The following is a 10,872-nucleotide window of genomic DNA, read 5'->3' as shown; positions in this document are numbered from 1 at the left end:
GAGGGCGCGTCCGGCCCGGCCGACCAGGACGCGATCTTCGAACGCGCCATGCGCCGCCTCTTCGCGGGCTTCGCGGCGGAGAGCGGGGGGCGGGGCCCGGCCGTCGCCGCCGCGGCCCGCGCCGCGGCGGCCGGCTCCGGCTCGCTCGCCGTCGAGGAGCACCATCTGAGCGTCGCCCAGTACCGGGCGGTGCGCTCCGTCACGCCGGGGATGCGCCTGGCCGACCTCGGCCGCGCCGTGGAGCAGCAGCGGGTCGTCAAGGACGAGGAGGAGATCTCCTGCCTGCGCATCGCCGCGGAGATCACCGACCAGGCGCTCGGCGAACTCCTGGAGTCGATCCTGGTCGGCCGCACCGAGCGGCATCTGGCGCTGGAGCTGGAGCGCCGCCTCGTGGACCACGGCGCGGCCGGCCCGGCCTTCTCGACGTCGGTGGGCGCGGGGCCGAACTCGGGCTCGCCGGACCACCGGCCGACGGACCGCCGGGTGGAGGAGGGCGACTTCCTCAGCGTCCGGCTGGGCGCCGACTACGGCGGCTACCGGTGTGAGATCGGCCGTACGTTCGTCATCGGCACCTCCCCGGCGTCGTGGCAGATCGAGCTGTACGAGGTGGTGTTCGCGGCGCAGCGGGCGGGCCGGGAGGCGCTCGCGCCGGGTGTGGCGTGCCGGGATGTGGACCGCGCGGCGCGGCAGGTGCTGCGGGCCGCGGGCCACGGCGAGGGGCTCGAAGCGCGCACCGGCCACGGGGTCGGACTGGAAATCGACGAGGACCCTCGGCTGGAGCCCGCGGCCATGGGTAAACTGGATGCCTGCGTGCCGGTCACCGTCGAACCGGGGGTTCACCTCCCGGGACGGGGTGGTGTCCGGATCGATGACACGCTCGTCGTCCGCTCCGAGGCGGACGGCGGCCCCGAGCTACTCACCATTACGACCAAGGAGCTGCTCGCGCTGTAGCGCGCGCCTCCTGGTTCCACCAGCTTCAGTCCAGGAGATTCCGCAACCGTGGCATCCACGAACGACCTCAAGAACGGCATGGTGCTCAAGCTCGACGGGGGCCAGCTCTGGTCCGTCGTCGAGTTCCAGCACGTCAAGCCCGGCAAGGGCCCCGCCTTTGTGCGTACCAAGCTGAAGCACGTGCTCTCCGGCAAGGTCGTCGACAAGACGTTCAACGCCGGCACCAAGGTCGAGACGGCCAATGTCGACAAGCGCGGCATGCAGTTCTCGTACAAGGACGGCGAAAACTTCGTCTTCATGGACATGGAGACCTACGACCAGCTCTTCATCGCTCCCGAGGTCGTCGGCGACGCCGCCCGGTACCTCCTCGAGGGCTTCGAGGCCGTCGTCGCGGTGTACGAGGAGAACCCCCTCTACGTCGAGCTGCCGGCCGCCGTCGAACTCGTCATCAAGTACACCGAGCCCGGTGTGCAGGGCGACCGCTCCACCGGCGGCTCCAAGCCGGCCGAGCTGGAGACCGGCTACGAGATCGCGGTCCCGCTCTTCATCACCACCGGTGAGAAGATCAAGGTCGACACCCGTTCCGGTGAGTACCTCGGTCGGGTGAACAGCTAACCGTGGCTGCCCGTAACAAGGCCCGCAAACGCGCCTTCCAGATCCTCTTCGAGGCCGACCAGCGCGGTACGTCCGTGCAGAACGTGCTCGCGGACTGGATACGGCATTCCCGCTCGGACGACCGGCAGCCGCCGGTCACCGAGTACACGATGCAGCTCGTCGAGGGGTACGCGGAGTTCGCGCCCCGGATCGACGAGCTGATCGCCGACTACGCGGTCGACTGGACGCTCGACCGGATGCCGGTGGTCGACCGGAACATCCTGCGGCTCGGCACGTACGAGCTGGTCTGGGAGGACGAGACGCCGGACGCAGTGGTGATCGACGAGGCGGTGCAGCTCGCCAAGGAGTTCTCCACCGACGATTCGCCCGCGTTCGTCAATGGTCTTCTCGGCCGTTTCAAGGAGCTGAAGCCGAGCCTGCGGCGCGATACGCGGTAACGGCAGCACCAGCAGGACCGCCGCCCTCGGCGGAACCCGGGAAGGGGTTCCGCCGAGGGCGGCGGCACGTTTCTGCAGTGGTGCGGCGAGACGATCGAGACCTCGGGGGCTTCAGATGTCCTCGTGCTGCACGGCGCGGCGCGCGTCGGCGTCGAGCACGCCCCAGCTGATCAGCTGCTCCGTCAGCACCGAGGGCGACTGGTCGTAGATGACGGCGAGGGTGCGCAGGTCGTCCTGGCGGATCGAGAGCACCTTGCCGTTGTAGTCGCCGCGCTGGCTCTGGATCGTGGCCGCGTACCGCTGGAGGGGGCCGGCCTTCTCGGCCGGCACGTGGGCCAGCCGCTCCAGGTCGAGCACCAGCTTCGGCGGCGGCTCGGCGGCTCCGCCGGGCGTGGTGCCGGGCAGCAGCTCCTGCACCGGGACGCCGTAGAAGTCGGCCAGCTCGGCCAGGCGCTGCACGGTGACGGCTCGGTCGCCGCGCTCGTACGAACCGACGACCACGGCCTTCCAGCGGCCCTGGGACTTCTCCTCGACGCCGTGCAGCGAGAGGCCCTGCTGGGTGCGGATGGCGCGAAGCTTGGCTCCGAGCTGTTTGGCGTATTCGCTGGACATAAAGCTCCCCGGACGAAGACTGGTAACTCACTGTGAGGTTACGCAGCGTAATCTGACTTCGTCAAGCCGAACGGTCCATGCCGTCCCCCGTCAGGGGTGTTGACGTACGCCCCGTACGACCCTGGTAACGTGACTGGCGTAAACCCGACGTCCTTTAAGGTCCGTCCCGTGAGGCGGAGAAGGAGGTCCGTTTCCCATGGACACCAAGAGCCCGGACCTGGGTCCGGACGCAGGCAGCCCGGAACCGGCACGCCCCGTGCTGGAAGCCCCGGACATCGCGCGGGTCCTCACCCGCATCGCCCACGAGATCGTCGAACGCGCCAAGGGCGCCGACGACGTGGTGCTGCTCGGCATCCCCACCCGCGGCGTCTTCCTCGCCGACCGGCTGGCCGCCAAGCTGGAGGAGATCACCGGCCGGAAGATGCCGGTCGGCTCCCTCGACATCACCATGTACCGCGACGACCTGCGGCTCCGCCCGGCCCGCGCCCTCGCCCGCACCGAGATCCCCGGTGACGGCGTCGACGGCCGCCTGGTGATCCTCGTCGACGACGTGCTCTTCTCCGGCCGCACCATCCGCGCCGCCCTCGACGCGCTCGGCGACATCGGCCGCCCGCGCGCCGTGCAGCTCGCGGTCCTCGTCGACCGGGGCCACCGCGAACTCCCGATCCGCGCCGACTACGTCGGCAAGAACCTCCCCACGTCGCTGCGGGAGACGGTCAAGGTCCAGCTCACCGAGGAGGACGGCCGCGACAGCGTGCTCCTCGGCGTCAAGCCCACCGCCCAGTCCGGCGGCGAGCGGTAGCGCGGACACCCCCGACGGACCCGGCCCAGCCGTGTCCGCGGCTCTGTCTGCCTGCCTGCCCCACGGCATCCACGCACCTCTTTCAGCACCCACGGAGTACCCGGATGAATCGTCACCTCATCTCGGCCGCCGACCTCACCCGCGACGACGCCGTACTGATCCTCGACACCGCCGAGGAGATGGCACGCGTCGCGGACCGGCCGATCAAGAAGCTGCCCACGCTGCGCGGCCGGACCGTCGTCAACCTCTTCTTCGAGGACTCGACCCGCACCCGCATCTCCTTCGAGGCCGCCGCCAAGCGGCTCTCCGCCGACGTCATCAACTTCTCCGCCAAGGGGTCCTCGGTCTCCAAGGGCGAGTCGCTCAAGGACACCGCGCTGACCCTGGAGGCGATGGGCGCCGACGCCGTCGTCATCCGCCACCACGACTCCGGCGCGCCGCACCGCCTCGCCACCTCCGGCTGGATCGGCGGCTCCGTCGTCAACGCCGGCGACGGCACGCACGAACACCCCACCCAGGCGCTGCTCGACGCCTTCACCATGCGCCGCCACCTGGCGGGCGCGGCCGACGGCGGCCCCACCCACCACCGGGGACCGGGCGACGGCACCGGCCGGGACCTCGCCGGGCGGCGCATCACGATCGTCGGCGACATCCTGCACAGCCGCGTCGCCCGCTCCAACGTCCACCTGCTGACGACGCTCGGCGCCCACGTCACCCTGGTCGCGCCGCCCACCCTGGTCCCGATCGGCGTCGGGCAGTGGCCCTGCGAGGTCTCCTACGACCTCGACGCGGTGCTGCCCAAGTCCGACGCCGTGATGATGCTGCGGGTGCAGCGCGAGCGGATGAACGCCGCGTTCTTCCCCACCGAGCGCGAGTACGCGCGCCGCTACGGGCTCGACGGCGAGCGGATGGCGCGGATGCCCGACCACGCGATCGTCATGCACCCCGGCCCGATGAACCGCGGCATGGAGATCACCGCCGAGGTCGCCGACTCCGTCCGCTGCACCGCGGTCGAGCAGGTCGCCAACGGCGTCTCCATCCGGATGGCCGTCCTGTACCTGCTGCTCGGCGGCGCCCCGGCAGCCGCCCCTTCGCACACCACCGCCCGCACCGAGGAGACCGAGTAACCATGAGCAAGATCCTTATCCGCGGTGCGCGCCCCCTCGGCGGCGAGCCGCAGGACGTACTGATCGACGCCGGGACCATCGCCGCGGTCGGCCCCGCCCTGGAGGCTGCCGACGCCCAGGTCGTCGAGGCCCAGGGGCAGATCCTGCTGCCCGGCCTCGTCGACCTCCACACCCATCTGCGCGAGCCCGGCCGCGAGGACTCCGAGACCGTCCTGACCGGCACCAAGGCCGCCGCCGTCGGCGGCTTCACCGCCGTGCACGCCATGGCCAACACCTTCCCCGTCGCCGACACCGCGGGCGTCGTCGAGCAGGTCTGGCGGCTCGGCAAGGAGTCCGGCTACTGCGACGTGCAGCCGATCGGCGCCGTCACCGTGGGCCTCGCGGGCAAGCAGCTCGCCGAGCTCGGCGCGATGCACGACAGCGCCGCCGGGGTGCGGGTCTTCTCCGACGACGGCAAGTGCGTGGACGACGCGGTGATCATGCGCCGCGCCCTGGAGTATGTGAAGGCGTTCGACGGCGTCGTCGCCCAGCACGCCCAGGAGCCCCGGCTCACCGAGGGCGCCCAGATGAACGAGGGCGTCGTCTCCGCGGAACTGGGCCTCGGCGGCTGGCCCGCCGTCGCCGAGGAGTCGATCATCGCCCGCGATGTGCTGCTCGCCGCGCACGTCGGCTCGCGCGTGCACATCTGCCACCTCTCCACGGCCGGCTCCGTCGAGATCGTGCGCTGGGCCAAGTCCAAGGGCTGGGCCGTCACCGCCGAGGTCACCCCGCACCACCTGCTGCTGACCGACGAGCTCGTACGGTCGTACAACCCGGTCTACAAGGTGAACCCGCCGCTGCGCACCGAGGCCGACGTGCTGGCCCTGCGCGAGGCGCTCGCCGACGGCACCATCGACTGCGTCGCCACCGACCACGCCCCGCACCCGCACGAGGACAAGGACTGCGAGTGGGGCGCCGCGGCCATGGGCATGGTCGGCCTGGAGACCGCGCTCTCCGTCGTCCAGCACACGATGGTCGACACCGGCCTCCTCGACTGGCAGGGCGTCGCCGACCGCATGTCGGTGCGCCCCGCGGACATCGGGCGGCTCCGCGGCCACGGCCGCCCCATCGCCGCCGGGGAGCCCGCCAACCTCACCCTCCTCGATTCCGCTTACCGTGGAGCCGTGGACCCCGCGGGCTTCGCCTCCCGCAGCCGCAACACCCCCTACGAGGGCCGCGAGCTGCCGGGGCGCGTCACCCACACCTTCCTGCGGGGCCGGGCAACGGTCGTGGACGGGAAGCTGACGTGAGACTTTCGACAATCCTCGCTGCGGAGCAGAAGTCGCAGGAGGTCACCGACTGGGCCGGACGGATCGGCTGGGTCGTCGGGCTGCTGCTCTTCATCGCGCTCGTCTACTGGCTGATGCGCGAGGGCTGGAAGTGGCGCGGCTCGCTCCAGGGCGACCTGCCCGAGCTGCCCGTCGCGCCCGAGGCGCCGGGCGAGCCCCGGCTGACCATGACCGGCCGCTACCACGGCTCGACCACGGCCGGCCAGTGGCTCGACCGCATCGTCGCCCGCGGCCTGGGCACCCGCAGCCGCGCCGAGCTCACCCTGACAGACGCCGGGCTGGACGTCGTACGCCCCGGAGCGCAGGACTTCTTCATCCCCGCGGACCGGCTGCGCGGCGCCCGGCTCGACAAGGGCATCGCGGGCAAGGTCCTCGCCGAGGGCGGCCTGCTGGTCGTCACGTGGGAGCACGGCGGCAAGGAGCTCGACTCCGGGTTCCGCTCCGACCGGGCCGCCGAGCACGCGGAGTGGACCGAGGCAGTCAACACCATGATCAACGCAACGGAAGGCACCGCACGATGACGACCTCCAAGCCGGGGAACGCCTCGCAGAGGCAAGGGGCGGCCCCCGCCGTACTCGTCCTGGAGGACGGCCGCAGCTTCCGCGGCCGCGCCTACGGGGCCGTGGGGGAGACCTTCGGCGAAGCGGTGTTCAACACCGGCATGACCGGCTACCAGGAAACGCTGACCGACCCCTCGTACCACCGCCAGGTCGTCGTCATGACGGCGCCGCACATCGGCAACACCGGGGTCAACGACGAGGACGACGAGTCCCGGCGGATCTGGGTCGCGGGCTATGTGGTGCGCGACCCCGCCCGTACGCCGTCCAACTGGCGCTCCCGGCGCACGCTGGACGAGGAGCTGGAGCGGCAGGGCGTCGTCGGGATCTCCGGCGTCGACACCCGCGCCCTCACCCGCCACCTGCGCGAGCGCGGCGCGATGCGGGCCGGGATCTTCTCCGGCGAGAGCGTCGCCGACGAGGCGGCGCTGCTCGCCCGGGTCCGCGAGGCCCCGCAGATGACGGGCGCCGACCTCGCCGCCGAGGTCGCCACCGCCGAGCCGTACGTCGTCCCGGCGATCGGGACCAAGAGGTTCACGGTCGCCGCCGTCGACCTGGGCATCAAGGGCATGACCCCGCACCGGATGGCCGAGCGCGGCATCGAGGTGCACGTCATGCCGGCGACCGTCACGGCCGAGGAGCTGTACGCGGTGGAGCCCGACGGCGTGTTCCTCTCCAACGGGCCGGGCGACCCGGCCACCGCGGACCTGACCGTGGTCAAGGAGGTGCTGGCGCGGCGGACCCCGCTCTTCGGCATCTGCTTCGGCAACCAGATCCTGGGCCGCGCGCTCGGCTTCGGCACGTACAAGCTGGGCTACGGCCACCGCGGCATCAACCAGCCCGTGCAGGACCGCACCACCGGCAAGGTCGAGATCACCGCGCACAACCACGGATTCGCCGTGGACGCGCCGCTCGACGCGGTCTCCGAGACCCCGTACGGCCGCGCCGAGGTCTCCCACGTCTGTCTCAACGACGGCGTGGTGGAGGGCCTCCACCTGCTCGACCAGCCGGCCTTCAGCGTCCAGTACCACCCCGAGGCAGCAGCCGGCCCGCATGACGCGGCCTACCTCTTCGACCGCTTCGCAGACCTCATGGAGGGCCAGCGTGCCTAAGCGCTCCGATATCCAGTCCGTCCTGGTCATCGGCTCCGGCCCGATCGTCATCGGCCAGGCCGCGGAGTTCGACTACTCCGGTACCCAGGCGTGCCGCGTGCTCAAGGCCGAGGGCCTGCGCGTCATCCTGGTCAACTCCAACCCGGCCACGATCATGACCGACCCGGAGATCGCCGACGCCACCTACGTCGAGCCGATCACCCCCGAGTTCGTCGAGAAGATCATCGCCAAGGAGCGCCCCGACGCGCTGCTGCCCACCCTCGGCGGCCAGACTGCGCTCAACACCGCGATCTCCCTGCACGAGGCCGGCACCCTCCAGGCGTACGACGTCGAGCTGATCGGCGCCAACGTCGAGGCGATCAACAAGGGCGAGGACCGCGACCTGTTCAAGGGCGTCGTCGAGGCCGTCAACGCCAAGATCGGCTACGGCGAGTCGGCCCGCTCCGTCATCTGCCACTCCATGGACGACGTCCTCGCGGGCGTCGAGCAGCTCGGCGGCTACCCCGTCGTCGTCCGCCCCTCCTTCACCATGGGCGGCGCGGGCTCCGGCTTCGCGCACGACGAGGACGAGCTGCGCCGCATCGCGGGCCAGGGGCTCACGCTCTCGCCGACCACCGAGGTGCTCCTGGAGGAGTCCATCCTCGGCTGGAAGGAGTACGAGCTGGAGCTGATGCGCGACCGCAACGACAACGTGGTGGTCGTCTGCTCCATCGAGAACTTCGACCCGATGGGCGTGCACACCGGCGACTCGATCACCGTCGCCCCGGCCATGACGCTCACCGACCGCGAGTACCAGCGGCTGCGGGACGTCGGCATCGCGATCATCCGCGAGGTCGGCGTCGACACCGGCGGCTGCAACATCCAGTTCGCGATCAACCCGGAGGACGGCCGGGTCATCGTCATCGAGATGAACCCGCGCGTCTCCCGCTCCTCGGCGCTGGCCTCGAAGGCGACGGGCTTCCCGATCGCGAAGATCGCGGCCCGGCTCGCCGTCGGCTACACCCTGGACGAGATCCCGAACGACATCACCGAGAAGACCCCGGCGTCCTTCGAGCCCACGCTCGACTACGTCGTGGTCAAGGTGCCCCGCTTCGCGTTCGAGAAGTTCCCGGCCGCCGACGCCACCCTCACCACCACCATGAAGTCGGTGGGCGAGGCCATGGCCATCGGCCGCAACTTCACCGAGGCCCTGAACAAGGCGCTGCGCTCGCTGGAGAAGAAGGGCTCGCAGTTCGACTTCGCGGGCGTGCCCGGCGCCGTCGGCGACAAGGCGGAGCTGCTGGAGAAGGCGGCGGTCCCCACCGACGGGCGGATCAACACCGTCATGCGGGCCATCCGCGCCGGGGCCACGCAGCGCGAGGTCTTCGACGCCACGAAGATCGACCCGTGGTTCGTGGACCAGCTCTTCCTGATCAACGAGATCGCGGACGAGATCGCGGCGGCCGAGAAGCTGGAGCCGGGGATTCTCGGCGAGGCCAAGCGGCACGGCTTCTCCGACGCCCAGATCGCGGAGATCCGCGGGCTGAGCGAGGACGTCGTGCGCGAGGTGCGGCACGCGCTGGGCGTACGGCCGGTCTATAAGACGGTCGACACCTGCGCCGCCGAGTTCGCCGCCCGCACGCCGTACTTCTACTCCTCGTACGACGAGGAGAGCGAGGTCGCGCCGCGCGAGAAGCCCGCCGTGATCATCCTCGGCTCCGGGCCCAACCGCATCGGCCAGGGCATCGAGTTCGACTACTCCTGCGTGCACGCCTCCTTCGCGCTCTCCGACGCCGGGTACGAGACCGTGATGGTCAACTGCAACCCGGAGACCGTCTCCACCGACTACGACACCTCCGACCGGCTCTACTTCGAGCCGCTCACCCTGGAGGACGTCCTGGAGATCGTCCACGCGGAGACGCAGGCGGGCCCGGTCGCGGGCGTCATCGTGCAGCTCGGCGGCCAGACCCCGCTGGGCCTGGCCCAGGCGCTCAAGGACAACGGCGTGCCGATCGTGGGCACCTCGCCGGAGGCCATCGACCTCGCCGAGGAGCGCGGCGCGTTCGGCCGGGTGCTGACCGAGGCCGGGCTGCCCGCGCCGAAGTACGGCACCGCCTTCTCCTTCGCGGAGGCCAAGGACATCGCCGCCGAGATCGGCTACCCGGTCATGGTCCGCCCCAGCTATGTGCTGGGCGGGCGCGGCATGGAGATCGTCTACGACGAGCCGTCGCTGGGCGAGTACCTGGAGCGCCACGCCGGGCTGATCGACCAGCACCCGGTCCTCATCGACCGGTTCCTCGACGACGCCATCGAGATCGACGTGGACGCGCTCTACGACGGCCACGAGCTCTACCTCGGCGGCGTCATGGAGCACATCGAGGAGGCCGGCATCCACTCCGGCGACTCGGCGTGCGCGCTGCCCCCGATCACCCTCGGCGGCTACGACATCAAGCGGCTGCGGAACTCCACCGAGGCCATCGCCAAGGGCGTCGGCGTGCGCGGGCTGATCAACATTCAGTTCGCGATGGCCGGGGACATCCTCTACGTCCTCGAAGCCAACCCGCGCGCCTCCCGCACCGTCCCCTTCACCTCGAAGGCGACCGCCGTCCCGCTGGCCAAGGCCGCCGCCCGCATCTCGCTGGGCGCGACCGTCGCGGAGCTGCGCGCGGAGGGCATGCTGCCGAGGACCGGGGACGGCGGCACGCTGCCGCTGGACGCGCCGATCTCCGTCAAGGAGGCCGTGCTGCCCTGGTCGCGGTTCCGGGACGCCTCCGGCCGCGGCGTGGACACCGTCCTCGGCCCGGAGATGCGCTCCACCGGCGAGGTCATGGGCATCGACTCGGTCTTCGGCACCGCGTACGCCAAGTCGCAGGCCGGCGCCTACGGCGCGCTGCCCACCAAGGGCCGGGCCTTCGTCTCCGTCGCCAACCGCGACAAGCGCTCGATGATCTTCCCGGCCCGCGAGCTGGTCGCGCACGGCTTCGAGCTGCTCGCCACCTCCGGCACAGCCGAGGTGCTGCGGCGCAACGGCATCAACGCCACCGTGGTGCGCAAGCAGAGCGAGGGGGAGGGGCCGAACGGCGAGAAGACGATCGTCCAGCTCATCCACGACGGCCAGGTCGACCTGATCGTCAACACCCCGTACGGCACCGGCGGCCGCCTCGACGGCTACGACATCCGCACCGCCGCCGTGGCCCGCGCCGTCCCATGCCTGACCACGGTGCAGGCGCTCGCCGCCGCCGTGCAGGGTATCGAGGCGCTGACCCGCGGGGACGTCGGGGTGCGCTCCCTCCAGGACCACGCGGAACATCTGACCGCGGCGCGCGAGGCGTAGCGCGCGGGAGGGGGGACA

General features: G+C 71.2%; 10 protein-coding genes. 9 read left to right on the top strand and 1 reads right to left on the bottom strand.

Annotated features, from left to right (window positions below; all coding sequences use genetic code 11):
* Positions 1 to 33: 33 nt before the first annotated feature.
* The 3 genes from AB0I49_RS08515 to nusB are packed head-to-tail and all read left to right on the top strand — an operon-like array spanning position 34 to position 2,003.
* Complete coding sequence (locus tag AB0I49_RS08515; protein WP_363226078.1) at positions 34 to 951, top strand: M24 family metallopeptidase; 918 nt, start codon at positions 34 to 36, stop codon at positions 949 to 951.
* A 48-nt stretch (positions 952 to 999) separates the two neighbouring features.
* The gene (efp, locus tag AB0I49_RS08510) at positions 1,000 to 1,566 is read left to right on the top strand and encodes an elongation factor P (RefSeq protein ID WP_363226057.1); all 567 of its coding nucleotides are present in this window, start codon (positions 1,000 to 1,002) and stop codon (positions 1,564 to 1,566) included.
* A 2-nt stretch (positions 1,567 to 1,568) separates the two neighbouring features.
* A complete protein-coding gene (gene nusB / locus AB0I49_RS08505; RefSeq protein WP_363129724.1) occupies positions 1,569 to 2,003 on the top strand; it encodes a transcription antitermination factor NusB in 435 nt (144 codons plus the stop codon).
* A 111-nt stretch (positions 2,004 to 2,114) separates the two neighbouring features.
* Here nusB and bldD read toward each other — a convergent pair whose 3' ends face one another.
* The gene (gene bldD / locus AB0I49_RS08500) at positions 2,115 to 2,615 is read right to left on the bottom strand and encodes a transcriptional regulator BldD (protein ID WP_003982726.1); all 501 of its coding nucleotides are present in this window, start codon (positions 2,613 to 2,615) and stop codon (positions 2,115 to 2,117) included.
* A 196-nt stretch (positions 2,616 to 2,811) separates the two neighbouring features.
* On the opposite strand from bldD, the gene pyrR reads away from it, so the two are divergent.
* The 6 genes from pyrR to carB all read left to right on the top strand — a co-directional run bounded on the left by pyrR (position 2,812) and on the right by carB (position 10,854).
* Positions 2,812 to 3,417, top strand: coding sequence for a bifunctional pyr operon transcriptional regulator/uracil phosphoribosyltransferase PyrR (pyrR, locus tag AB0I49_RS08495; protein ID WP_363226056.1), 606 nt, complete (start codon positions 2,812 to 2,814; stop codon positions 3,415 to 3,417).
* A 104-nt stretch (positions 3,418 to 3,521) separates the two neighbouring features.
* On the top strand, positions 3,522 to 4,544 hold the full coding sequence (locus tag AB0I49_RS08490) for an aspartate carbamoyltransferase catalytic subunit (protein WP_363226055.1): 1,023 nt from the start codon (positions 3,522 to 3,524) through the stop codon (positions 4,542 to 4,544).
* A gap of 2 nt (positions 4,545 to 4,546) precedes the next feature.
* Positions 4,547 to 5,833 carry a dihydroorotase gene (locus AB0I49_RS08485; protein ID WP_363226054.1) on the top strand — a complete coding sequence of 429 codons (1,287 nt, stop codon included), beginning with the start codon at positions 4,547 to 4,549 and terminating at the stop codon, positions 5,831 to 5,833.
* Positions 5,830 to 6,393 (top strand): hypothetical protein, encoded by a 564-nt coding sequence (locus AB0I49_RS08480; protein ID WP_363226053.1) that lies wholly within the window; start codon positions 5,830 to 5,832, stop codon positions 6,391 to 6,393. The genes AB0I49_RS08485 and AB0I49_RS08480 overlap by 4 nt, the downstream gene beginning before the upstream one ends.
* Positions 6,390 to 7,541 carry a glutamine-hydrolyzing carbamoyl-phosphate synthase small subunit gene (gene carA / locus AB0I49_RS08475; RefSeq protein WP_363226052.1) on the top strand — a complete coding sequence of 384 codons (1,152 nt, stop codon included), beginning with the start codon at positions 6,390 to 6,392 and terminating at the stop codon, positions 7,539 to 7,541. The genes AB0I49_RS08480 and carA overlap by 4 nt, the downstream gene beginning before the upstream one ends.
* Entirely contained in the window at positions 7,534 to 10,854 is a 3,321-nt protein-coding gene (gene carB, locus AB0I49_RS08470; protein ID WP_363226051.1) for a carbamoyl-phosphate synthase large subunit, read from the top strand. Before carA ends, carB begins: the two co-directional genes overlap by 8 nt.
* The last annotated feature ends 18 nt before the right edge of the window (positions 10,855 to 10,872 follow it).

The organism is Streptomyces sp. NPDC050617 (genome assembly GCF_040654795.1).
In the GTDB taxonomy this organism is placed as follows: Bacteria; Actinomycetota; Actinomycetes; order Streptomycetales; family Streptomycetaceae; genus Streptomyces.
Note: the sequence above shows the minus strand (reverse complement) of the source record. Positions and strands in the feature narration are given on the sequence as shown.

Excerpts from the sequence above, each read along its gene's own strand:
- bldD (WP_003982726.1), bottom strand. The coding sequence starts at position 2,615 with ATGTCCAGCGAATACGCCAAACAGCTCGGAGCCAAGCTTCGCGCCATC.
- pyrR (WP_363226056.1), top strand. The coding sequence starts at position 2,812 with ATGGACACCAAGAGCCCGGACCTGGGTCCGGACGCAGGCAGCCCGGAA.
- AB0I49_RS08490 (WP_363226055.1), top strand. The coding sequence starts at position 3,522 with ATGAATCGTCACCTCATCTCGGCCGCCGACCTCACCCGCGACGACGCC.
- AB0I49_RS08485 (WP_363226054.1), top strand. The coding sequence starts at position 4,547 with ATGAGCAAGATCCTTATCCGCGGTGCGCGCCCCCTCGGCGGCGAGCCG.
- carA (WP_363226052.1), top strand. The coding sequence starts at position 6,390 with ATGACGACCTCCAAGCCGGGGAACGCCTCGCAGAGGCAAGGGGCGGCC.